Genomic DNA, 22,151 nt, shown 5'->3' with positions numbered 1-22,151 from the left:
GCCTTCCTCCAGCATAATAGGGCGCCCTCCTGTCGGACCGGCGCCATGTTCACCACACCTCTCAAACCATTCCTCTGCCACCTTGCCCGCCTGCTGGCGGCGCTCGTCATGCTCGGCCCGGCCCTGCTGCGCGCAGCGTCGCTGCCGGTGCAAAACGACACCTTCTGGAAAGACACGGCCGGCAATCCCATCTATTCCCAGGGCGGCGGCATCTTGAAGGTCAAGGATACCTACTACTGGTATGGCGCCAAATACGAGGCAGCGGTGCGCTACGCCGCCAGGCCAGTAGGGGAAAAAGGAAACGCGCGCTTTAGTGCAGTGACCGCGTATTCCTCCACCGACCTGGTGAACTGGAAATTCGAAGGCAATGTCATCCAGGCCGGTGGCGCCGGCCAGGTGTTTGAGCCGGATGCGTGGCTGGGGCGTCTGGGCGTGGTCTACAGCAAGCGCACGCGCAAGTATGTGCTGATCAGCCAGTACGCAAGCCGCGCCATGGGTGGCGGCGTGCTATTTGCCGTCAGCGACACGCCTACCGGTCCTTTTGTGTATCACCACCTGCAGCCACGGATAGAGAACGTGGTCACCCCCGCCACCGGCGACCAGACCGTATTCGTCGACGATGATGGCCAACCCTATCTGATCTTCAGCAACGCGAAAGGCCGCGCGCACGCGTACGTTGCGCCGCTGCGCGCTGATGACTACCTGGCGGTGGAACCTGCCACCAGGGTCTTCTCCAGTCCGGCGGGCGGGCGCGAAGGCAACGCCATGTTCAAGTACCAGGGCCTGTATTACCTGTGCTCGTCGGACTTGCATGGGTGGAACGCCTCGCATACGTACTACATGACAGCGAGCAGCATCACGGGACCGTATTCGGCCGAGAAAATCATGCCGGGCACGCAGGCCGACTTTTCCCACGTATCGCAGACCGGGTTCTTCATTCCCGTGCAAGGCAGCCAGGCAACGACGATCCTGTTTGCGGGCGACCGCTGGAGCAATTTTGCCGGCAACGGCATCGGCTACAACCAGTGGCTGCCGTTGTCGTTCGACGGCGCCTCGCCCGTGTTCCATTCGCTCAGCCAGTTCGACCTGGATGCGGGGCAGGGCACCTGGCGTGTCGGCAGCGGCAACAATTATGTGCGCAATCCCAGCTTTGAGGCGGACCGCGTGACGCAAACGGGTGTTGCGGGATGGGTGACCAGCTGGACCAACCTGGCCGATGCGGGGCCCACCATGAACCTGCTGGGCGGCCATACGGGGCGCTGGGCCCTTGCGCTCAGCCATGCGGCGCCAACCATGGGCAGCACCTTGCAAAACATCGCGCTGCCCAACGGGCGCTACACGCTCAAGGCCTGGGTAAGAAGCAGCGGCGGACAGGCCGTCGCGAAGGTGTATGTGCATGGCTATGGCGGCGCGGACCTGGCGCGCCCAATCAATACCGCCATCGATGCGTGGACCGAGATGGTGATCCCGGGGATTATGGTCAGCAACGGCAGCATCCAGCTTGGCGTCTATTCGGAAGGCAAGGCAGGACACTGGCTGTACGTTGACGATTTCGCGCTAACGCGGGAGTAGGCCCGGCGTATGCAAATACCGTATGGAAAACGGTAAAAAGTGAATGCTTCTCAAGTGTTTCTTGGCGCAAACGTATCCTATGATGGGCTTCCTGAATTTCGCACAAATGCCCTGCATACATGAAAACCTTTCCCCGCGCGCTACTTGGATTGATCGCCGCCTGTTCGTTTGGCACTATTCCCGCGCCGCTGCTCGCCGCCCCTGCGCGCATTGTCGTCGACCAGCAGGGCGTGATGCGCTGGAAGGCGGACCGGCAGGAAGTGCGCCTGTTCGGCGCCAACTATTGCGCCTTTGCCTCCGGCGACTACCGGCTGGCGAAGCGCGTGGGCGCCGACATGAAAAAGCTGATCGACGCCGACATGGGCCACTTCGCGCGCATGGGCTGGGATGGCCTGCGCCTGTGTTCGTGGGGCGACTGGGAAAGTAGCGACGGCGAGGGCAACCTGACCGAGGACGTGCACACCGGCTTGATGGACTACCTGATTTTCAAGGCGGGCGAGCGCGGCATCAGCATGCTGCTCAGCCCCATCGTCACGTATGGTTCGTCCTATGCCGACCAGATCGGCAATCCAGACTACAAGCCGGCGGGCTTCTCGTCGCTGTACGAGCGCGCCGCGCTGGGCACCAACCCCAAGGCAATCGCGGCGCAGACCAACTATATCGGCCAGGTGCTCAATCACGTCAATCCGTATACGCGCACCGCGCTCAAGGATGATCCGGCGATCCTGTTCGTGGAAATGATCAACGAACCGGTGCACCACCCGGAGAACCTCAAGCAGTCGGTCGACTACATCAACGCGCTGGTCGACGCCGTGCGCGGCACCGGCAGCGAGCAGATCACGTTTCACAATTATTCGCAGGACTTCGCCATTCGGGAGGCGCTGGTCAAGTCCAACGTGCAGGGCATCGATTTTGGCTGGTATCCCTCCGGGCTGGTGTCGGGTCATACATTGAAAGGCAACTTCCTTCCCGCCGTGGACAGCTATCCCGCGCTGCTCGACCCTGCGCTGCTGCACAAGGCGCGCATTGTCTACGAGTTCGACCAGGCTGACCTGAACACCGGCTACCTGTATCCGGCCATGGCGCGCACCTTTCGCAGCGTGGGCGCGCAATTCGCCGCCGTATTCGCCTACGACATGCTGGATACCGCGCCGTACAATCTGTCGTGGCAAACCCATTTCATCAACCTGGTGCATACGCCGCGCAAGGCCGTCAGCGCCGTCATTGCGGGCGAGGCCATGCGCCGCCTGCCGCGCATGGCCTCTTACGGCGCGTATCCCGCCTCGACCAAGTTTGGCGACTTCAGTGTCGACTACGAGACCGATTCGAGCCTGCTCAATGCCGCCGACGCGTTCATGCACGCGGGCGACACGGCAGTCGCGCCGCGCAACGCCGCCGGCCTTGAACGGGTCGTGGGCTTCGGCTCGTCGCCAGTGGTGTCGTATGAAGGCACGGGCGCCTATTTTCTCGACAAGATACGCGACGGCGTGTGGCGCCTCGAAGTCTATCCGGACGCGCTGCTCGTAGGCGATCCGTTCGCCCAGCCGCAGCCGGGCAAGGTGGTCTCGCGCCTGTACTTTCGCCCCTGGCAGATGGGTATTGCGCTGCCTGACCTGGGTCCTGGCTTTAGCGCCACGCCATTGACCGTGCCGGCAAACGCTGCGGCGAGCGCGCGCCGGGCGCAGTCGGGCAGCGTCGAAGTGGAGCCGGGCGTGTGGCTACTGAGCCGCTCCGGCCCGGTGGACTTCGCGACCCTGCCGGCCACCGTCAACCGCGTCGGCCTGCGCGAGTTTCACGTCAATGCGCAGCAAACCTATCCCGACCTGGTGCAAAACCTCTCGCCAGGCGAGTTTGTGACCGGCGCACCCGCAACGATCCGCGTGCGCCTGGCCAGCCAAAGCAAGCCTGAGCGGCTGAACCTGTACATCCGCGACGCGGGGACCCGCGATTTTGGCAAGCCGATTGCGCTGCGCCATGTGCGCGGCTATGACTACGCCGCGCCCGTGGAAGCGGCGCGTCTGCCGGAAGGGCAATATGAGTTCATCGTAGTGCAGGGTGAGGGCGCACAGGCGACCGCGTTTCCGGACCAGGCGAGCGGACAACCCGGCCGCTGGCCGTTCGAGGCGCGTGAAGTGTGGCGCTTTACGGTAACGGGTGCCGACAAGGCGCTGGAACTGTTCAATCCTCGGCGCGACAAGGCGGCGCTGACGTTTGCGCGGCTGTCCGAGTCGGACGGCGCATCGGGCTTCAAGCTGGTGCCAGGCGAGAACAGCAACGCGCTCGCATTGTCGCTGGCGCTCCCGCAGCTCAAGGCGCCGCAGGTGGCGCAGCAGTATGCCGGATCGGTGTTTGTCGGGGAACGCATCGCGGCGCGCGGGGCGGCTGCCGCCACTGCCAGCACGCTGAGCGTGCGGCTTAAAGCGGCCGGCGGAAAGCGCAAAACGCTTGACGTGCTGCTGATTGAAAAGGACGGTTCAAGCTGGCGCGCCAGCATGCGCGCGGGGGCGCAGTGGAGCACGCGGCATATCGGGCTCGACGCGCTGACCTTCGCGCGCAGTGCACTCACACCCACGCCCTATCCGGGGACGTGGAACTACTGGCGCCGCGGTCCCGCCGCGCGCGGCCGCGGGAAGATCAGGCCGGACAATATCGAGCGGGTGGAACTGCGGGTGTATCGCAACGCCGGCGAGCACGCCGGCGACGATGCCCGCGCGGTGGAGATCGCATCGGTGCAGCTCCACTATGGAAAGCGGCGTCAGTAGCGCAGGCGTTTTGCTGTTCCCGGTCAGCCTTGCCGCTGCAGCGACAGCTCGCCTGTCAAGGCCAACGGCAGCGCCCTGGCCCAGCGGTTGGCCGACAGCGAAAACGTCAGCGCGCGCACCTGGTGATACCACCCGGCAGGCACATACAGCAGTTCGCCGGGTCCGACGATGCACTCGATCATGGTGGCCTGGCGCGCCTGCGGGAATGTGTCGAAGTCAGGCGCCTCCGGGTTGAACGGCGAGCCGAATAAAATGGCGTTCGCTTCGCTCGGGTACAGGAATTGGTCGTGATGGGGCGGCGCCAAAAAAATCCGTTTGGTGCCCCAGACCTGCGCGAAAATATTGTCGTCGTAATCGCAGTGGAGCGGCGTCACCGTGCCTGCCGGGCCAAGCCAAAAGCGCGGCGGCCCCATTTTGTCGAAATACGCGGGCCAGTAACAGAGCTTGTTCAAGGCGCGCAATTCCAGGTTCCCAAGGTACGGCGGCAGCGCCTGCGCGTCGCCGGCCACCAGGTCAAGATACGCCAGCATCGACATATCCTGCATCGCGCGGTCGGGAGCAAAGGCGGTGTTGATGTAGTCGCCCACCCGCGCGCGCACCGCCAGGTCGCTGTAACGCTCGCGCAACGTTTGCGGCGTGAGCTTTGACAACGGCCAGCGGCCCACCAGGCCGGTGAGCAAAAACGGCAAGCCCTGTGCGGCGCGCGCGCGAAAGGCTGCGGCATCGAGCGTGCCCAGGCGCGGCACGCTGGCAATGGCGGGCAGCTCGCGCGCCGCGCGCCGGATCGCGTCGCGCATCGCCTCGATCGAGGTCACGCCGCGCACCAGCGCATCTTTTTGTTCGCGCGCCAGCTTGTTGGCAAGCGCTTGCTCGGGCGAGGCGGCGTTCGATGCCCGCCGCGGCGGCAGTGCCGGGTTGTTGTCCACCAAATTTTTCTCTCTTAAAAAGGCCAATCAATCGGCCTGCAACAGCAGCCGGTAACCGACCGCGGTTTCGGTGAGCAGGTAGCGCGGCTGGGTGGGGTCGTCTTCAAGCTTTTGGCGCAAGTGGCCCATGTAGATGCGCAGGTAGTGGCCATTTTCGCTGTTGGACGGCCCCCACACTTCACGCAGCAGCTGCGGATTGGTGACCACGCGCCCGGCGTTGACCACCAGAACGCACAGCAAGCGGTATTCGGTCGGGGTCAGGTGCACGCCTTTGCCGGCCTTGCTGACCAGCCGCTTTTGAATGTCGACCTGGACGTCGCCAAAGCATACCAGAGCGCCGGCGTCGAGTGGCGGCTGGCCCTGGCGCCGCAGCGTGGCGCGCACCCTGGCCAGCAGTTCGCCTACGCCGAATGGTTTGCTCAGGTAGTCGTCGGCGCCGGCGTCGAGCGCGGCGATCTTGTCGGTTTCATCGGTGCGGGCCGACAGGACGATGATCGGCACGCGCGACCAGGAGCGCACGTCGGTGATGAAGTCGATGCCGTCGCCGTCCGGCAAACCAAGGTCGAGGATGATCAAATTGGGTTTGCGCGTACCGGCGTCGATCAGGCCGCGCCGCATCGATTCGGCTTCGAACACTTGCCAGCCTTCGGCGTCGAGCGCCATGCGCACAAAGCGCCGGATTTGCGGCTCGTCCTCTACCAGCAGGGCTATTGGATTGGTCTCGCTCATGTTGGTCCTTGCTCGTCCATTGCAGGTAGTTCGGGAGGCGTGCCAAGCGGCAGGCTGAAAATGAAGGCGGCGCCGCCTTCGGGCGAGGCGCCGGCGCGGATCGCGCCGCCGTGCGCTTCGACGATGGCGCGGCAAATGGCCAGGCCCAGGCCGACACCGGGAATCGGCGACTCGCGCTCGCCCCGGGTAAATTTTTCGAAAATGTCTTCCTCGCGCCCCGGCGGCAGGCCCGGGCCGTTGTCATGCACCGTCACTTCCATCATGCTGCCCCTGGGCTGGGCCGTAATGCCGATGCGCGAGCCGGGCGGGGTGTACTTGGCCGCGTTTTCTAGCAGGTTGCACAGCACCCGTTCGAGCAGCACCGCGTCGTAGCGCACCAGGGGAAGGTCATGCGCAATGCTGGTCCACAGTACGTGGCGCGCCAGTTGCCAGCGGCTGGCGCGCAGCGCGCTGCCGGCGATTTCTTCCAGCGTCTGCCACTGCAGGTTCAGGCGCACGTGGCCGCTTTGCATGCGCGCCATGTCGAGCAGGTTCGACACCAGGGTGCTCATGCGCACCGCTTCATCGCGCAGCGCGAACGCCATCTCGGCTTGCGCTTCGCTCAGGGCCGGGCGCGACAGCGCGAGCGACTCGGACAGGCCCACCAGCGACGTGAGCGGCGTGCGCAAATCGTGCGAGAGCGCTGCCAGCAGCGAGTTGCGCAGCCGCTCCGATTCCATGCGCACCATCGCGTCTTGCGCCACCTCCACGTAATGCACGCGCTCAAGCGCGATTGCGGCCAGTGCGGCAAAGGTTTCAAGCTGCTTGCGCTGTTCGTGCGCCAGCGCGGCGCCTTCCTGCCCGCCCCAGATGGCCAGCACGCCGCGCGTGCGCATGGGCGCCACCAGCGGCAGGTAATAAAAGCTGTTGCCGGGCAGGGTGTCGGTGCCGGCGCCGGCCGGCAGGGCGCGGTCGAATGCCCACTGCGCCGCGCCCATGTCGAGCACACTCATGACGGGCACATGCACGACGCCTTGCTGCGCGCTCGGATAGGCCAGGCGCGCGGCGCCGTCAGGCAGCAGCAGCGTGGCGTGCGCCTGGAAGGTTTGCCGGATAAAGGCCTGGGTGATCTCGAACACCTGTTCGGTCTGCAGTACGCTCGAGAGCGAGCGCGCAAATTCGTACAGCGCGCGCGAACGCGCTTCGCGCTGCAGCGCAAAGCGCGCCTGGTAGCGCAGATCGGCCGTCAGGCTCGCCGTGATCAGGCCGACCGCCAGCATCACCAGGAACATCACGCTGTACTGCAGGTCGGCGGCGCCAATGGCCATGCCGCGCGCGCTGAGCAGCAGCGCCGCGGCGCTCACCACAGCGGCCACCACCGACGCTTCGCGCCCCAAGCGCACTGCTACCAGCACCACCGTAAGCAGGAACAGCATGGCGATGTTGGCCAGGTCGAAGTACGGCAGCAAGGGCGCGGTGAGCGCGGCCGTCAGCGCACTGGCCCCGGCGCCGAGCAGGTAGCGCTGGCGGCGCGAGCGGGGATGCGCCTGTGCGGGCGGCGCGCCGTTGGTGCCAACACTGGTGCCAACACTGGTGCCAACCCCAGTGTCAACGTCGGCCCGCGCCGGGGCCGTGCTGGCGTGGCCGGTTTCGATCAGGTCGATATCAGGCGCGTAGGCGGCGATGCGGCGCAGCTGCGGCGCGCGCCACGGCAGGGCGCCGCTGCGCCGGCTGCGGCCAAGGACAATGCGCGAAAAATGCTGGCTGCGGGCGTAGTCGGCGATCATCAGCGCGATGTCGCTGCCAGCGAGCAGCGTGGTGCTGGCGCCCAGGCTGCGCGCAAGCGCAAAAGCTTGCGCGAGCTGCTCGCGCCCCGCCGCGCCCCGGCGCTGCATGGAGGGCGTTTCAACGTGGATCACGTGCCAGTCGGCGTTCACCTGGCCGGCCAGCCGGGCCGCGCTGCGAATCACGTGCTGCGCCTGGTCGTCGGCCGCCACGCAGGCCAGCAAGGCCGCTCCCGCGCCGGCGCCGCGGTGCGCGCGCGCGGCGTGTTCGGCCTGCTGGGCAGTGCGGCGCAGGGCCAGTTCGCGCAGTGGGTGCAAGGCGCCCGGGACGTCTGGCGCGCCGTCCACAAACACCACCTGCTCGGCGCCGTCAAACACCGTGTCGGGCAGCGAGTGCGCCGGGACCGCGCCGGTGATCGCGCGCACCACGTCGAACAGACTTTCCAGCTGGTCGACGTTGAGCGTGGTGAACACGTCGATGCCGGCGCTGCGCAATTCGTCGGCATCTTGCCAGCGGCGCGGATGGCGCGCGGGCGCGGGGTTGGGGCTGGCCAGTTGGCCCAGCACCACCACAGCGGGCTTGCGCGCCAGCGCGGCGTCAAGGTCGAACCCGGCAGCGGGGGCGACGACGAGCACGTCGCGCCCTTGCTGCTGCAGCAGGCGGGCCGCCGCCAGCATCGCGTCGGTCTTGCCCACGCCGTCGGCTGCGCCAAAATAAATGCGCAGGCTGCCGCGCTTGCACGGGGGGCGGGGAGCTTCGAGATCGCTGCTGGACATAAGGTGTGACGTTGCCGGTATCCGGTGATTGTGCCATATCCACCCTGCCAGGCCCAGTGCAGCGGCGTTTTTACGCTTTCAATATACGGGCCGGGCAAGTCTTGATGATTTTTTTACGCGCTAGTCGATAAGCTTGGCTTGGCTTCATCCATCAACCAACAAGGACTAGCTGTGAGCTCAGAGCACAAGCAAGGCCGCCTGGCAGCGTTGACGCTGTCGGCGGTAGGCATCGTTTACGGCGACATCGGGACCAGTCCCCTGTACACCTTCAAGACGATTTTCGATCCGGCCCACGGCCTGGCGCTGTCCACCCCGAACCTGCTCGGGATCATCTCGCTGATTCTGTGGGGGCTCACGCTGATCGTCTCGCTCAAGTATGTGGCGCTGGTGCTGCGCGCAGATAACCGGGGCGAGGGCGGCATCATGGCGCTGATGGCGCTGGCGCTCAATTCCGTCACCAGCAAGTCGCGCTGGTATGTCCCGCTGATGGTGCTTGGCGTGTTCGGCGCCACCATGTTCTACGGCGACAGCGTGATCACGCCGGCCATTTCGGTGCTGAGCGCCATCGAAGGCCTGGAAGTGGCCGCGCCCGGCATGGCGCGCTACGTGGTGCCGATTTCCATCGTGATCCTGATCGGGCTGTATTCGGTGCAGCGGCACGGCACGGCCGGCATCGGCCGCTGGTTCGGGCCGGTGATGTTGGCCTGGTTCCTGGCGTTGGCGGTCATGGGCGTGATCAATATCGCCAAGGCGCCGCAGGTGCTGGCCGCGATGAATCCCGTGCATGCCTTGCGCTTCCTGCTGGCCAACCGCTTTGCCGGCTTTATCGCGCTGGGCGCCGTAGTGCTGGCCTTTACCGGGGCCGAAGCGCTGTACGCCGACATGGGCCATTTTGGCAAAGCGCCGATCCGCCTTGCCTGGTCCACCATCACGTTTCCGGCGCTGGCGCTCAATTACCTGGGACAGGGGGCGCTGCTGATGGTGCATCCGGAAAGCGTGGTCAACCCGTTTTACAACCAGCTGGGGAGCTGGAGCATCTATCCGCTGGTGGCGCTGTCGACCATGGCGGCGGTGATCGCGTCGCAGGCGACCATTTCGGGTACCTTCTCAATGACCAAGCAGGCCATTGCACTGGGGCTGCTGCCGCGCATGCGGGTGCTGCACACGTCGGAAAGTGAAATCGGTCAGGTCTACCTGCCGGCCGTGAACTGGCTGCAAATGGCGGTCGTGCTGCTGGCGGTGGTGGGCTTTGGCTCTTCCGAAAACCTGGCCGGCGCTTACGGCATCGCGGTGACGGCGACCATGCTGGCCACAACCATCCTGACGTATTTCGTCACCCGCTATCGCTGGCAGTTACCGCTTGCGCTGTGCCTTGCCGCGACCGGGTTTTTCTGTGTGCTCGACATTGTGCTGTTCTCGGCGAGCACGCTCAAGCTGTTTCATGGCGGCTGGTTTCCGCTGCTGCTGGGCGCCATTCTGTTCACCGGCATGATGACCTGGAAGCGCGGGCGCCGGCTGGTGTTCGCCAATCTGCAAAAGCATGCCATCCCGCTTGACGCCTTTCTGGAGTCGCTGTTCGTCGCGCCGCCGGTGCGGGTGGCGGGCACCGCGGTGTTCCTGCGCAGCGAGAGCGACGGCGTGCCGCATGCGCTGCTGCATAACCTGTCGCATAACAAGGTGCTGCATGAACGGGTGATTTTCCTCACCGTGCGCATACTGGAACAGCCCTACGTCGGGCCAGGGGAGCGCGTCGTCATCACGGCCCTGGGGCACAACTGCTTCCAGCTCATGGCCTGCTACGGCTTCAAGGACGAACCGGACATTCCCGCACTGCTCGAGGCGTGGGAGGACAAGGCGGCGCCTGTGGCGATGATGGAAACGTCGTTTTTTATCGCGCGCCAGACCGTCATTGCGACGCCTAGAGGCGGCATGTGGCCGTGGCGCGAGCAGCTGTTCATTTCCATGTCGCGCAACGCCCGCAGCGCCGCCGACTATTACCGGATCCCGGCCAACCGGGTGATTGAACTGGGCACCCAGATCGAGATTTGAACGTGGTGGAACTGAGGGTGGAACTGAGGGGGGATGTAGCCAGGCCAACATTGCAGGGCCCTCAACGGGCGCTGTGGGTGAGCTCGATTTTTCGCGCTATTCCAGTGGCCTGCGGTCGGTATCGGAAAAGATGAGGTATGCAACGGGCACTGCAGCCGTCAGCCAGACACCGTTTTGCGATACATAAAAGGCATGGCCGTTTTCTGCCATATCGCCAGCGCGCACGGTGAGTAGGACCAGCTTTCCATGGCGCGATCCCACCTTGCTCGCCGTAGCGAGGTCGGCGGACAGGTGCACGTGATTACGCGATCCTGGAATCAGGCCAGATGCCCTGATGGGGTCAATGAAGCGGCTTGCGGTACCGTGATAGAGCAATCGCGGCGGGGCGCTCGGCCCGAGGTCAAGGTCGACGCTGGCGATCGAGTGGCCCTGGTTTGCGCGAATGCGCTGGCCGTCATCGCTCAAGGCAAAGCGCTGCTTGTCGCTGCTTGAGACGATCGTTTGCAGCAACGCGCGCGAGCTGGCGACGCCATGGGCGGCAGCTTGCTGCAGCAAGCGATCGACATCGGCCCATCCATTGCCATCCAACACCAAGCCAATTTTGTGTGGCTCGTGCCTGAGAATTAATGACAGAAATTTGCTGCAGCGTTCGAGATTATTTGGGCTATTCATCGCGGATCTTTCAATTTAACCATGATTGTATCCCGGGCGATAGCTTGGTTACGATAGCTTAGTGATGGCAGATAAATAAGTAGCCGTCAAAGCCACGCGGCTGATCTTGTAATTTTTGCCCCAGATCAACCCTCCCACTGTCCGCTCCGCTAGCATTTGCTTTGATGCAAATGGGTGCTTCAGCTTTGGATTGCACGGGAGAAAACGCGATGACAGTGAACAGATTGCCGACGAATCGGCCCACGCTGCAGCATCCGGGGCCGCATCAGCGCGGCGCCTTTGCCGTCCTGTTCGCGGTGCTGTTGATCTTGATGCTCGCCTTCCTGGGCATGGCACTCGACCTGAGCCGTTTGTACAATCGTACAGTCGAGTTGCAATCGGCGGCCGACGCCGCCGCGCTGGCAGCGGCCGAAAAACTGTCCGGTACCGCCGGCGGCATCGATGCAGCGCTGAACGTTGCCGCCACGGCCGCCGCGGGTAAAAAGTTCGCCTATGAGAACGCCACCTTCACCTGGTCCGACGCCGCGCTCAAATTCAGCACCGCTCCCAAGGGCGCCGGCTGGATGGATGCAACGGCGGCCCGAGCAGCACCCGAAGGCGTCATGTTCGCCAAAGTCGATACAGCCGAACTGGGCGCCGCGGCCAACACCATCGACAACTACCTGATGCGCTTCGTGTCGACCAAATTGGACAGCTCCACCACGGGCGCGAGCGCCGTTGCCGGCCGCTCGACGACCAACGTGATGCCGCTGGCGCTGTGCGCCATGTCGACGGTGCCGGCCTCGTCCCGCTCGCCCAGCAACGAACTGGTGCAATACGGGTTTCGCCGCGGTGTAGGCTATGACCTGATGCAGCTCAACCCCGGCGGCTCATCGCCTGAACATTTCGTCGTCGACCCCATCGCTGCGTCCGGCGCCAGTGGCGCCAGCAATACCACCGCCGCTGACGTGGGTCCCTTTGTATGCTCCGGCACCTTGCCAATGTCAGGGGTCATGAAAGGACAGATTTCGGTCAAGAAGAAGTTCCCTCTGGCAAGCCTTTACGTACAGCTCAACTCCCGCTTCGACCAGTACAGCGGCGGCTCCTGCAGCTATCGCATGGCGCCGCCGGACGCCAACATCAAGTCGTTTGTTTATACCGCCAGCAATTCATGGATGGCGACGACACCAGCCGGTCAAACGGCCACGACGATGACCGATAACGGGAAGTTGCTCACTGTTGCGGATCCGATTCCGCTTCCCGGCAGCAATACGGCAGCCAAGTACGGACTACTTTGGTCGTATGCCAAGCCGGTACCGTACAGCGCCTATCTGGCGTCACCCACCGAGCCGGCCGGCGGCTACGTCACCCTCGACAAGACGCTGTGGCCCGCCTTGTTTGCACCCGGGCTGCCTGATACCAAATCCGGCTATTCCACCGCGCCGTATTTTTCCGGCAGTGCCGCCACCGACCTTAAACCAAGCTCCGCACATGGGCGCGGCTTGCGCAATCGACGCGTCCTGAATATCCCGTTGCTGCTGTGTCCGGTATCCAATGGCGCCAAGGCCAGCGCGACCGTCCTGGCAGTAGGGAAATTTTTCATGACAGTTCCAGCCACGTCCACCAGCATTTACGCAGAATTTGCGGGAATTGCTACGGACCAGTCGCTGGGCGGCACCGTGGAGCTCTATAAATGAACACCCCATCGCACGTTGTCAAAAGTATGAAAAGGGCGCCCGCCGCACGCCAGGCTGGCTCATTCCTGCTTGAATTCGCCCTGTTGGCCATGTTCTTTTTCGTGCTGGTATTTACGATCCTGGAGGTGGCGCGCGGGCTGTACATGTGGAACACGTTGCAAGAGGTCACCCGGCGCGCGGCGCGATCTGCATCGGTCACCGACTTCAACGATGCCGCGGCCATGAACGCGCTGCGCCAGGCGGCCGTATTTCGCGACGGACCCGGCGAACTGGCGCTGGGCAAGCCGATTACCGACAAGCATATCCGCATCGATTACATGTCGATGCAGCACGATTCAAACAGCAGCAGCAGCATGGTGTCCATGCCTGCGGCTGCCATGCCCAGTTGTCCCGCCCGCAACCGCGTCAATTGCGCCAAGGATAACGGGGACGCGAGCTGTATCAGGCTGATCCGCGTGCGCATTTGCCAGCCGGGCGGCAGCGAATGCACGCCGGTGCCTTACGAGCCGCTTTTTCCCTTGGTTAAACTGCCGATGAACTATCCGGTCGCCACGACCATCGTGCGGGCCGAGTCGCTGGGCTACGTTCCCGGATCGGCCTTGTGCAATTGAGGTCGCAGCCGCGCTACAGGCCCAGCTCGGCCAGGATGTTGTCCTTGAGCTCTTGCAGTTCCGGGCTCGACAGCTTGCGCGGGTGCGCCTGCTTGACTTCAAAGGTGGCCTGGATCATCGTGGGGCGTTGCGACAGCACGAAAATGCGGTCGGCCAGGTAAATTGCTTCCTCCACATCGTGCGTGATCAACAGCACCGTGTGCCGCTCTTTTGCCAGGATGCGCAGCAGCTCGGTGCGCATCTTGAGGTTGGTGAGCGCGTCGAGCGCCGAAAACGGCTCGTCCATGTAGAGAATTTCGGGCTTGACGACCAGCGCGCGCGCAATTTCAACGCGCTTGAGCATGCCGCCCGACAGTTCGCGCGGGTAGGCATTCTCGAAACCCTTCAAGCCCACCATGGCCGCGTAGTGATCGGCCAGTTCGGCCTTGTCGCCGTGGCCGTCGCCGTTCAGGCCGAACATCAGGTTCTGCTGCACCGTCAGCCATGGAAACACCGACCCGTGCTGCGAAATGACGATCCCTTTCGCACTGGGCTGGTTGGCCGGCCTGCCGTCAATGCTGACCTGGCCTTCGTCCGGCTGCTCGAAGCCGGAAATGATTTTCATCAGCGTCGACTTGCCGCAGCCGGACGGCCCCACCAGCGCGACGAATTCGCCATCGGCGATGCGCAAGCTCACGCCCCCGACCACGGGCAGCGCGTTCGCACCGCTGCCGAAATGCTTTTTGATGTCCTTGACGACGATCTTATCTTCCATAGCGCCACCTTACCGATTTGAGTCCTTCGAGCAGGCGCATGACGCCGTCGAGCAGAAGTCCGATTAATCCAATGATGATCATCCCGGCGATGACCAGGTCGTAGCGGTTGCCCGCGTTGCGCGAATCGATGATCAGGTAGCCCAGCCCCGAATGCAGGGCGATCATCTCGGCGGCCACTACCACCAGCCACGCCACGCCAAGGCCGATGCGCATGCCCACCACGATTTCCGGCAGCACCGCCGGCACGATCACGCGCCGGAACAGGGTGCTGCGCGAGACGCCGAAATTTTGCGCCGCATGCAGGTAGCGCCGCTCGATGGTGTGCACGCCGGCAGCCGTTTGCACGATCATCGGGAACACGGCGGCGATAAAAATCAGGAACACCGGCGAGACGTCGCCCACGCCGAACCATAAAATCGCCAGCGGAATCCAGGCGATCGGCGAGATCGGCCGCATGATCTGGAAGACCGGATTCAAGGTGCGATAGACGGCGTCAACACGGCCCATCCACAGTCCCATGGGCACTGCCACCAGCACCGCCAGCGCAAAGCCGCAGCCAACCCGGAACAGCGAAGCGCCAATATGCTCCCACAGCGTGCCGTCGGCCGCCAGTTCCATGGTGCCGGCGACCACCTGGCCAGGCGTGGGGAAGATCAGGCTGTCGGTGGCAACCACCACCCACCACCACAGGCCGATCAGCAGCGCCATCAGCACAATCGAGGGTAACGCGTTTTTTATCTTTTCCATCAGCTGCCTAGTGAGGGTAATCGTGAAAGGTAACAAGGCGAATCAAGGTGAATCAAGGTGAATCGGGATGAAGCCGGCGCTCGAATGCGGCCAGGCGCCATCGCAGGCGCGGCCAGCCCGGCGTCGGCGCCGGTTCAACAACCACCGTCATCTGGCCGCTGGCATGGGCGGTGCAGTCGAACTGGTTTTCCGATACCTGCGCGAACGGCAGCCGGAAGTCCTGACCCGGCATGATCAGTACCGGTCCGAAGATCTGCGGCACGGTGTCGCTGTTGCGCAGCAAAAGCACGTCGCGCACGCCCAGCGTCAGCACCACGCGCGAAGGCAGGATCTCGATTTTTTCGCCCGCCATGCGGCGCGCCCAGGTCCCTTTGGGTATCTCGAACAGGTAGTCGCGCGAAGCCCCGGCGAGCGGCGCCAGGGCGGCCCACAGCGCAGCTGGCGCAATCAGCGCAATCAGCGCGATCACCGTGGCCGCCAGCAGTGCGGCATTGCGTTTGATGCGCAAACCCTTGCGCCTCAGGGCTGCAGCAGCAGCTTGAGGTCGTGCACCATCTCGTCGGACGGCCGCCCGAACGGCATCATCGCGCGCTGCATGCCTTTGCGGTCGATGAAATACAGGTAAGACGAATGGCTCATGAAGTAGTTCTTGGCGTCGCCTCCGGCCACGCGCCGGGCGGCGCTGATGCCGTACGACTTGAGCAGCGCATCGATCTGCGCCTGGCTGCCGGTCACGCCAATAAAGCTGGGGTCGAACGCGGCCAGATACGACTTCAGGCGCGCCGGCTTGTCGCGCGCCGGGTCGACGGTGATGAAGACGACCTGCACGTCGGCCGCGGCGGCGCCCAGCTTCTTGCGCGCGTCGGCCAGCGCCGCGAGCGACACCGGGCAGACGTCGACGCAGGTGGTGTAGCCAAATTCAAGCACCACGACCTTGCCCAGCAACTGGCTCAGTTTGAACTGGCCGTTCGACGACGGCAGGGAGAATTGCGGCGCGGCGCGCGGCGGCTCGAACACGCCCGCCTTCAATGCCGGCGCTGCCTGCGCGGCACCGGCTTGCAAGGAAAGGATCAGGGCGAGGGAAAATACAGGCTTCATGGCGTTCCAGGTTACAGCGCGATGATGGTCGGCTTGAGGTTCTTGACGAAGCTCTCGTCCATATAGCTTTCGTAGGCAACCGGCTTTTTCAGCGTGCCCGCTTCGATCGATAGTTTCATCAACTCGTCAAACTCGGGACGCAGCATGCGCAGGTCGCCATAGGTGACGCGGTCGGCCGGGTTTTCCATCACAAACTTGAGCACTGCCGGGTCTTGATTGAAGTACTTGCGTCCAGATGCGATAGCGACCGCCTTGGCGCGATTGACCGGCGTGGCGTCGAGCCAGTTGCCGGCCGCCTGCACATGGTTGACCAGGTCCTGCACCAGCGGACGGTTATCGCGGATCAGTTCCTGGCGCACGGTGAGCACGCAGCAGATGTAATTGCGCCACTCGTTGCGCGTCATCGACAGCGGGCGAGCGTAGCCGGCGCGCTGGGCGGCTGCGCCGAACGGCTCGCCCGTGCAGTAGGCGTCGACCGCATTGGCATACAGTGCGGCCGGCATGTCGGGCGGGGGCATTTCAATGACCGTGATGTCCTTGGGCGACATGCCTTCGCGCGCCAGCATCTTGCGCAGGAAAAGGAAGTCGACCGCAAAGCGGCTCGGAATGGCGATGCGCTTGCCGCGCAAGTCCTTGAAGCTTTTGTGGGCCGAATCGGTGCGCACCATGATCACGGCGCCGGAACGGTGGCCCAGCGACACGATCTTGAGGGGAATGCGCTTGTCGGTGAGGTCCATCACGAGCGGGGCCAGCATGTAGGCCGCCTGGATGCGCCCGGTCATCAAGGATTCCTTGATTTCGGGCCAGCCGCTGTATTTGCTGTATTGGAAAGCCTGGCCCGTATTGCCGGCTTTCGCGTTGCTGGTGGCCTTGGCCATGCAGGCGACCGGGAGCGTGAGGTTGCAGGTGACGGGCAAACCGCCGACGATCAACGGCTCGGGTGCGGCAAAGGCCAGGGAAGGCACGGCCAGCGGCAGCGCGCTTGCCAGCGCACCCGTAAGTACTTGGCGGCGGCGCAGCTGGAAAGCGCCAGAATCGTCATTCATCGTAAAGCCTGCGTGTGTGTGTTGTTACCGTTCTGTTGCGCCCGATTGTACACTGGACGCGTTACCAAGCAGACATTCTGTATTGCGATAGTGTAAGCCAGGCCGCCGCTGACGGCCCGTTTTTCTCATGTGGCTCGTTTTTCTTGGGGGCGCGGATTTTTTTTCGCAAGCGCCGAACCGCCTGCGGGCGCCTGCAGTCTGATTACGGCATGTGCGCGCGGCGCCAGCATACAAGAGAAAGAAAAATCATGAAAGCACACTGGTATTTGGTGAGGAATTGTCGCGCCTTTTTGTTATTCATGGTGACCATGTTGTCCATATTGTTAGCGGGGTTCGCGCACCAGGCCCTGGCCGCGCCCGTCATTTACCTTGCCGGCGACTCCACCGTCATGACCAACGGCGCGAATAACTACCCGCAGCAGGGGTGGGGCGCCCGCCTCCCGGCCTTGTTTACAACTGGCGTTACCTTCAGCAACCGCGCCGTGGGCGGCCGGAGCAGCAAGAGTTTTGTCGATGAAGGCAGGCTGTCGGCGATCCTCGGCGTCATCAAGCCTGGCGATTATCTGTTCGTGCAGTTCGGGCACAACGACGGCTACAGCGACGTTCGGCTGCATACCGATCCGTTCACCAGCTACAAGACCTACCTCGCCATGTATATCGACCTGTCGCGCCAGTACGGGGCGATTCCGGTGCTGGTCACGCCGATGGGGCGCCGTCGTTACGACAGCAGCGCTCACTTTCTGAACGACTTTGTCGATCGCAGCACCGCCATGAAGCAACTCGCCACAGAAAAAAGCGTGCCGCTGATCGACCTGAACGCCAAGAGCATCGCGTTCTACAACGGCATTGGCGTGCCGGCCACCACCGATGTATTTCTATGGCTGGAGGCGGGCCAGTATCCGGTATTTCCCAACGGCGTACATGACATCACGCACTTCCAGGAATACGGCGCCACCCAGATCGCGCGTCTGGTCGCGCAGGGCATCGAGGAGAACAGGCTCGGCATCCGCAGCTTCATTGGCGCTGTCCCTTATCCGGCCGAAGCGGGCGTGCTGAGCGGCGCCGGCACCGCGCGCGCGCGCGCTTATGGCGGCTGGCAGGGGCGGGGTTACGTCAGTTTCCCGGCAAGTGGCGGGGTCATGACGATCAATGGTGTCATCGGCAAGGGCGGCGGCACGCGCACCTTGCGCATCCGCTATGCCAATGGCAGCTCGGCGGCAAGGAGCGGGCAGCTGGTCGTGAACGGCATCGCCACCAGCATCAGCTTTAACCCTTCCGGTTCGTGGACCGGCTGGGTCATCAAAGATGTGACGGTCACGCTCAAGGGGGCGACGGCCAACGTGATCAGCCTGAAGTCCACCGGCGCCGGCCTGGCCAATATCGACACGCTCACGGTGCTGTGAGCGGCGCCCGACAGGAGGGTTGTGTCCGCCGTAAATTTCATCACCACGTCATGGTAGGCCGAGGGTTTTTTGGATTCGGGGCGAGTAGTACAGCTTCGAGCCTTTCCAATGAAAAAGCGCCCCGCGGGGCGCTTGTGGCCGGGAACAAATCGCATCGCAGATAATCCACTGCTAACGGACTTCACCCGGCTAGAACGCGGCAGCAAGCTGCCGGTTCGCTTTACTCGCGCGCTAGCGCCATGCCCAACACCAGGCCGAGGCCGGCGCCGATCAAGCCTGCGCCGGCGACCGAGCGCCATGGGTTGGCATGGACCATATTGTCGGTCGAGGTGGCGATGTCGCGCACTGAATCGATCGCGATGCGTTCAAGTTCGTGCGCCTTCGAGATGCTTGACGAGAGCAATTGCATGCCGCGCTTTTGCAGTTCGCCGGCCTTGTCGCCCGTCGCGGTCTTGGCATCGTTAAGCATTTGCTCGGCTTCGCTGATCATCGACTGCATTTCGCGGCTTGCATTGCTGACAGATTTGTTTGAATTGAACATGGTAATTCTCCTTGGTGGCACATCTTTAATCGAGCGACCCGCGTAGCGCACCACAGGTTTTTCGTTCCGTAAGAGAGCATAGTTCTTGCGGGATCTGCGATCTGTACGCTAGCGTACGGACGGGGTTAGCTTTTAGCCAATTTTCCCGAAGACCTGCCAGCGGCATGTTACGCTTCGGCATCAATGTGCAATCGGGAGTTGGAAATGTTGGCTGTCTGGAAACGACATGTCACGGCGTTGCTGGCGCTGCTGCCGCTTCTGTCGAGCGCGTCGCCGGTCAGCGTTCCCGATGACAGGTGGCACTGTCGACGCCAGCAAGGCCATGGGCGTGATGACGTACTCCGTCTACCGCCGCCCCCGCTCGCCGCTGGACTGGGATGGCGTGCGTTTTCAAGGCTTGGGCGAAAAGCGCCTGGGCGTGCAGTCCGGCTTCATGTATGTGATCGAGCGCTTCAAGCAGCTTGGCGCGGCCTACGACGACGGCGCCAAGGCGCTCGATCCTCCCTTTGCCAAGCTGGCCGCCGGCAGGGTTGACGGCGTGGTCGCGATGATGGAAAAGGCCGATCAATTGATCGCACGCCAGTATCCAGGGCAGATCGAGCGCACCAGGAAGGTGTTCGAGCACACGCCCGTGTACCTGATGGTCTCGCGCCAGTTCTACGCCGAGCATCCCGCATTGGTCGAACGCTACTGGCGGGCCTTGCCCACCTACCGCGCCAGCTACGATTACCGCCGCTACCAGTTGAATAACCCTTAGCTGAGCAACCTTAGCTGAGCAACCTTGGCTGTGCAACCCTTAGCTGAGCAATCCTTCGCTGAGCAATCCTTCGCTGAGCAATCCTTCGCTGAGCAATCCTTAGTAGAGCAACCTTGCTTGAGAAATTGCACAACGCTCGAATCTGCCGGTCCGCTACTGCACTTTGGCGATCGACACCTCGGTCGATTTAACCAGCGCGATAACTTCGGTGCCGACCTTCAAGCCCAGGTCGTTGATGGAGCGGGTCGTGATAACCGAGGTCACGATGCCGTGCGCGGTCTCGACATCGACCTCGGAGACGACCGAGCCGAAAATGATTTCCTTGATGGTGCCGCGAAACTGGTTGCGGACATTGATGTGCGTAATAGCCATGTGTGACTCCTAAGTTGTGGTGTTGTCGGGTTGTTGCGTAGCTGCGTTGGTCGCTTAGTAACTGATCGCTAGGCCCATGCATGCGGGCGCGGTCGCCGCCGCGTCGCCGACCGCGCAGGGCGCGCCGTGCGCGAACATTTTCAGTTCGCCCGGCGCGAAGGCGTGCCACGCTTCGCCGGTGGTCAGCGGGGTGGTGGCGATGACGCTCATGCGGTCGTCCAGATGGTTGTGCTGGCCGAAATTGATCGCCACATTGCAATCGATCAGGTGTGCGCGGCGAAACGGATATTCGCGCACCACATAATGCAAGTGCGTGGAACAGTGCGCGAAAAACACCTCGCCATCGGACAGCAAAAAATTAAAGCTGCCGTAGCGGGCAACGCTCGCTGCGATGTCGGCAATAGCGGCGAACAAGTCGGCGCGTCCCGGTGCGCGAGCGGGAAACCTGGCCTGCAGTCGCGTCAGCAAAAAGCAAAAGGCGCGTTCGCTGTCGGTTTGCCCGATGCTGCGAAAGGCGCCATCCAACAGCGGATGAAACGCTTCCAAGTTGCCATTGTGGGCGAACGACCAGGTGCGGCCCCACAGCAGGCGGGTAAACGGATGGCTGTTGTCGGGCGATGGCAAGCCCTGGGTCGCCTTGCGGATGTGCGCCAGCACATTGCGCGAGCGCTGGGGCGCCTGGCTTACTTGGCGGGCCAGCGGCGAGTCCGAAGAGGCGAGCTGGTCGGTAATCAAGTGGCAACGGTCCGGGTCATGGTAAGCGATGCCCCAGCCATCCTTGTGTTCGCCTGTGCGCCCGCCGCGCTGGGCGAAGCCGCCAAAGCTGAAGCCCAGCGCGGCAGGTTTGCTGCTGTTCATTCCGAGAAGCTGGCACATGGTGTTCCTTGTTGACCTTTGCACCGAGTCTAGTGCGGGCCGCCTTGCAGGTGAACGAATGTTTTCGAGAATGGATATAGCAAAAACCGCGTTGCTGCCTCACCGTCGCGTGTTTTGTTCTGGTATTTATTTTTTCGCAGGCCTACAATCAAAACGCTCCCCGGGGAACATCATGCATCCACTTGTCAGGCTCCCAGTCTGTGCACTGGCAGTCATCGCCGCTCTGGCCCACGCCCAAGCCGCGCCGATCACCTTGCGCGTGCTGGCGCAGGAAAGTATTCCACCCAAGTGGATCGTGGGCAGCGGCAAAATGACGGGCCTGTGTCCCGATATCCTGGCCGCGATTGAAAAAGTGGAACCAGGGCTGCGCTTCGCGCGCGAGCTGGAAACGCGCTCCTTGCCTTTCCTCAAACAGGGCCTTGCCAGCGGCGCTATCGATGGCGCCCGCGCCCTGCTCGAGAGCGAACGGCGGCGCCAGATTGCCGTCATCGCCGGCCCGCCCCTGTACACCGTCAAGCACCGGCTTGCCGCGCGCCGCGGCGACAGGACGACGGTTTCGAGCATGGCCGAGCTGCGCCTCAAGCCGCTGATCAACACGCCGCGCAGCGCAGCCTACGCGGCGCAGCTGCGCACGCTGGGCCTGCAGGTTGACGACAGCAACTGGGTCGTCAAGGAAGAGCCGATCTATTTTCATGTCAGCCGCAAGACGCCCCTGGGGGCGCGCCAGTTGCTCGACAGGGCGCTCTTTACGCTCAGAAACAATGGCGAACTGGCCCGCATCCACGCCAGCTGGGCGCGTGCGCGTTGAGCGAACGGCCATCGCGAAATAGCGCAAAAAGGGCGGTGGGCTTTGGCAAGCCGCACGGCTCTGGTCATTGAATCAACATTAAAACCAACACTTGTTCGGCAGGGCGCTGTATTCCTTGTTGAGTGTTCGTTATCGCACGTTCGATTCGGGTAAAACGCACGTATAAGTGGACGAGCTGGCCGGCAAGGTCAGCCGACCTCAACTTACGCGT

General features: G+C 63.3%; 20 protein-coding genes. 8 read left to right on the top strand and 12 right to left on the bottom strand.

All coding sequences use genetic code 11. The features are described from left to right. The first annotated feature begins 45 nt into the window (after window positions 1-45). Both ACP7BV_RS05260 and ACP7BV_RS05255 read left to right on the top strand, forming a co-directional pair. Window positions 46-1,572 carry a family 43 glycosylhydrolase gene (locus ACP7BV_RS05260; protein WP_426102223.1) on the top strand — a complete coding sequence of 509 codons (1,527 nt, stop codon included), beginning with the start codon at window positions 46-48 and terminating at the stop codon, window positions 1,570-1,572. A gap of 119 nt (window positions 1,573-1,691) precedes the next feature. Then, window positions 1,692-4,334 carry a hypothetical protein gene (locus ACP7BV_RS05255; RefSeq protein WP_426102221.1) on the top strand — a complete coding sequence of 881 codons (2,643 nt, stop codon included), beginning with the start codon at window positions 1,692-1,694 and terminating at the stop codon, window positions 4,332-4,334. Between the two features lie 23 nt (window positions 4,335-4,357). Here the strand turns inward: ACP7BV_RS05255 and ACP7BV_RS05250 are convergent, their stop codons facing one another. Genes ACP7BV_RS05250 through ACP7BV_RS05240 form a run of 3 tightly spaced genes read right to left on the bottom strand, consistent with a single transcriptional unit; the run spans window position 4,358 to window position 8,529 of the window. Continuing rightward, window positions 4,358-5,260 (bottom strand): cupin-like domain-containing protein, encoded by a 903-nt coding sequence (locus ACP7BV_RS05250; protein WP_426102219.1) that lies wholly within the window; start codon window positions 5,258-5,260, stop codon window positions 4,358-4,360. Window positions 5,261-5,287: 27 nt separating this feature from the next. After that, window positions 5,288-5,989 carry a two-component system response regulator KdpE gene (gene kdpE / locus ACP7BV_RS05245; protein ID WP_426102217.1) on the bottom strand — a complete coding sequence of 234 codons (702 nt, stop codon included), beginning with the start codon at window positions 5,987-5,989 and terminating at the stop codon, window positions 5,288-5,290. Beyond that, a complete protein-coding gene (locus ACP7BV_RS05240) occupies window positions 5,986-8,529 on the bottom strand; it encodes an ATP-binding protein (RefSeq protein ID WP_426102215.1) in 2,544 nt (847 codons plus the stop codon). The genes kdpE and ACP7BV_RS05240 overlap by 4 nt, the downstream gene beginning before the upstream one ends. A gap of 171 nt (window positions 8,530-8,700) precedes the next feature. Here ACP7BV_RS05240 and ACP7BV_RS05235 point away from each other — a divergent pair, with 171 nt between their 5' ends. Continuing rightward, a complete protein-coding gene (locus tag ACP7BV_RS05235; protein ID WP_426102213.1) occupies window positions 8,701-10,578 on the top strand; it encodes a potassium transporter Kup in 1,878 nt (625 codons plus the stop codon). A 96-nt stretch (window positions 10,579-10,674) separates the two neighbouring features. Here ACP7BV_RS05235 and ACP7BV_RS05230 read toward each other — a convergent pair whose 3' ends face one another. Beyond that, complete coding sequence (locus ACP7BV_RS05230; RefSeq protein WP_426102211.1) at window positions 10,675-11,250, bottom strand: RNA 2'-phosphotransferase; 576 nt, start codon at window positions 11,248-11,250, stop codon at window positions 10,675-10,677. 209 nt (window positions 11,251-11,459) lie between these two features. Here ACP7BV_RS05230 and ACP7BV_RS05225 point away from each other — a divergent pair, with 209 nt between their 5' ends. Next, the gene (locus ACP7BV_RS05225) at window positions 11,460-12,926 is read left to right on the top strand and encodes a pilus assembly protein TadG-related protein (protein ID WP_426102209.1); all 1,467 of its coding nucleotides are present in this window, start codon (window positions 11,460-11,462) and stop codon (window positions 12,924-12,926) included. Beyond that, entirely contained in the window at window positions 12,923-13,537 is a 615-nt protein-coding gene (locus ACP7BV_RS05220) for a TadE/TadG family type IV pilus assembly protein (RefSeq protein ID WP_426102207.1), read from the top strand. Before ACP7BV_RS05225 ends, ACP7BV_RS05220 begins: the two co-directional genes overlap by 4 nt. Before the next feature lie 13 nt (window positions 13,538-13,550). Here the strand turns inward: ACP7BV_RS05220 and ACP7BV_RS05215 are convergent, their stop codons facing one another. The 5 genes from ACP7BV_RS05215 to ACP7BV_RS05195 are packed head-to-tail and all read right to left on the bottom strand — an operon-like array spanning window position 13,551 to window position 17,183. Further along, window positions 13,551-14,291: an ABC transporter ATP-binding protein gene (locus ACP7BV_RS05215; RefSeq protein ID WP_426102205.1), complete on the bottom strand. Its 741-nt coding sequence runs from the start codon at window positions 14,289-14,291 to the stop codon at window positions 13,551-13,553. Continuing rightward, window positions 14,281-15,039, bottom strand: coding sequence for an ABC transporter permease (locus ACP7BV_RS05210; protein WP_426102203.1), 759 nt, complete (start codon window positions 15,037-15,039; stop codon window positions 14,281-14,283). The genes ACP7BV_RS05215 and ACP7BV_RS05210 overlap by 11 nt, the downstream gene beginning before the upstream one ends. Window positions 15,040-15,091: 52 nt before the next feature. Continuing rightward, complete coding sequence (locus tag ACP7BV_RS05205; protein ID WP_426102201.1) at window positions 15,092-15,547, bottom strand: hypothetical protein; 456 nt, start codon at window positions 15,545-15,547, stop codon at window positions 15,092-15,094. Between the two features lie 11 nt (window positions 15,548-15,558). Next, window positions 15,559-16,137, bottom strand: coding sequence for an SCO family protein (locus ACP7BV_RS05200; protein ID WP_426102199.1), 579 nt, complete (start codon window positions 16,135-16,137; stop codon window positions 15,559-15,561). Between the two features lie 11 nt (window positions 16,138-16,148). Continuing rightward, window positions 16,149-17,183 carry an ABC transporter substrate-binding protein gene (locus ACP7BV_RS05195; protein ID WP_426102197.1) on the bottom strand — a complete coding sequence of 345 codons (1,035 nt, stop codon included), beginning with the start codon at window positions 17,181-17,183 and terminating at the stop codon, window positions 16,149-16,151. A 308-nt stretch (window positions 17,184-17,491) separates the two neighbouring features. Between ACP7BV_RS05195 and ACP7BV_RS05190 the strand changes: the two genes are divergently transcribed. Next, window positions 17,492-18,586, top strand: a complete 1,095-nt coding sequence (locus ACP7BV_RS05190) for a GDSL-type esterase/lipase family protein (protein WP_426102195.1) — start codon at window positions 17,492-17,494, stop codon at window positions 18,584-18,586. A 220-nt stretch (window positions 18,587-18,806) separates the two neighbouring features. Here the strand turns inward: ACP7BV_RS05190 and ACP7BV_RS05185 are convergent, their stop codons facing one another. After that, window positions 18,807-19,127, bottom strand: a complete 321-nt coding sequence (locus ACP7BV_RS05185; protein WP_426102193.1) for a DUF883 family protein — start codon at window positions 19,125-19,127, stop codon at window positions 18,807-18,809. 289 nt (window positions 19,128-19,416) lie between these two features. Between ACP7BV_RS05185 and ACP7BV_RS05180 the strand changes: the two genes are divergently transcribed. Continuing rightward, entirely contained in the window at window positions 19,417-19,884 is a 468-nt protein-coding gene (locus ACP7BV_RS05180; protein ID WP_426102191.1) for a hypothetical protein, read from the top strand. 153 nt (window positions 19,885-20,037) lie between these two features. Here ACP7BV_RS05180 and ACP7BV_RS05175 read toward each other — a convergent pair whose 3' ends face one another. Next, complete coding sequence (locus ACP7BV_RS05175; RefSeq protein ID WP_426102189.1) at window positions 20,038-20,256, bottom strand: TOBE domain-containing protein; 219 nt, start codon at window positions 20,254-20,256, stop codon at window positions 20,038-20,040. Between the two features lie 54 nt (window positions 20,257-20,310). After that, the gene (locus ACP7BV_RS05170) at window positions 20,311-21,132 is read right to left on the bottom strand and encodes a class II glutamine amidotransferase (protein ID WP_426102187.1); all 822 of its coding nucleotides are present in this window, start codon (window positions 21,130-21,132) and stop codon (window positions 20,311-20,313) included. 172 nt (window positions 21,133-21,304) lie between these two features. Between ACP7BV_RS05170 and ACP7BV_RS05165 the strand changes: the two genes are divergently transcribed. After that, window positions 21,305-21,940 (top strand): transporter substrate-binding domain-containing protein, encoded by a 636-nt coding sequence (locus tag ACP7BV_RS05165; protein WP_426102185.1) that lies wholly within the window; start codon window positions 21,305-21,307, stop codon window positions 21,938-21,940. Window positions 21,941-22,151 lie beyond the last annotated feature (211 nt).

The organism is Massilia sp. TSP1-1-2 (assembly GCF_049896185.1).
Lineage (GTDB): Bacteria > Pseudomonadota > Gammaproteobacteria > Burkholderiales > Burkholderiaceae_D > Telluria_A.
The sequence above is the reverse complement of the archived record's forward strand: the minus strand, read 5'-3'. Positions and strand labels throughout refer to the sequence as shown.

Excerpts from the sequence above, each read along its gene's own strand:
- ACP7BV_RS05260 (WP_426102223.1), top strand. The coding sequence starts at position 46 with ATGTTCACCACACCTCTCAAACCATTCCTCTGCCACCTTGCCCGCCTG.
- ACP7BV_RS05255 (WP_426102221.1), top strand. The coding sequence starts at position 1,692 with ATGAAAACCTTTCCCCGCGCGCTACTTGGATTGATCGCCGCCTGTTCG.
- kdpE (WP_426102217.1), bottom strand. The coding sequence starts at position 5,989 with ATGAGCGAGACCAATCCAATAGCCCTGCTGGTAGAGGACGAGCCGCAA.
- ACP7BV_RS05240 (WP_426102215.1), bottom strand. The coding sequence starts at position 8,529 with ATGTCCAGCAGCGATCTCGAAGCTCCCCGCCCCCCGTGCAAGCGCGGC.
- ACP7BV_RS05230 (WP_426102211.1), bottom strand. The coding sequence starts at position 11,250 with ATGAATAGCCCAAATAATCTCGAACGCTGCAGCAAATTTCTGTCATTA.
- ACP7BV_RS05225 (WP_426102209.1), top strand. The coding sequence starts at position 11,460 with ATGACAGTGAACAGATTGCCGACGAATCGGCCCACGCTGCAGCATCCG.
- ACP7BV_RS05220 (WP_426102207.1), top strand. The coding sequence starts at position 12,923 with ATGAACACCCCATCGCACGTTGTCAAAAGTATGAAAAGGGCGCCCGCC.
- ACP7BV_RS05215 (WP_426102205.1), bottom strand. The coding sequence starts at position 14,291 with ATGGAAGATAAGATCGTCGTCAAGGACATCAAAAAGCATTTCGGCAGC.
- ACP7BV_RS05210 (WP_426102203.1), bottom strand. The coding sequence starts at position 15,039 with ATGGAAAAGATAAAAAACGCGTTACCCTCGATTGTGCTGATGGCGCTG.
- ACP7BV_RS05200 (WP_426102199.1), bottom strand. The coding sequence starts at position 16,137 with ATGAAGCCTGTATTTTCCCTCGCCCTGATCCTTTCCTTGCAAGCCGGT.
- ACP7BV_RS05195 (WP_426102197.1), bottom strand. The coding sequence starts at position 17,183 with ATGAATGACGATTCTGGCGCTTTCCAGCTGCGCCGCCGCCAAGTACTT.
- ACP7BV_RS05190 (WP_426102195.1), top strand. The coding sequence starts at position 17,492 with ATGTTGTCCATATTGTTAGCGGGGTTCGCGCACCAGGCCCTGGCCGCG.
- ACP7BV_RS05185 (WP_426102193.1), bottom strand. The coding sequence starts at position 19,127 with ATGTTCAATTCAAACAAATCTGTCAGCAATGCAAGCCGCGAAATGCAG.
- ACP7BV_RS05180 (WP_426102191.1), top strand. The coding sequence starts at position 19,417 with ATGACAGGTGGCACTGTCGACGCCAGCAAGGCCATGGGCGTGATGACG.
- ACP7BV_RS05175 (WP_426102189.1), bottom strand. The coding sequence starts at position 20,256 with ATGGCTATTACGCACATCAATGTCCGCAACCAGTTTCGCGGCACCATC.
- ACP7BV_RS05170 (WP_426102187.1), bottom strand. The coding sequence starts at position 21,132 with ATGTGCCAGCTTCTCGGAATGAACAGCAGCAAACCTGCCGCGCTGGGC.
- ACP7BV_RS05165 (WP_426102185.1), top strand. The coding sequence starts at position 21,305 with ATGCATCCACTTGTCAGGCTCCCAGTCTGTGCACTGGCAGTCATCGCC.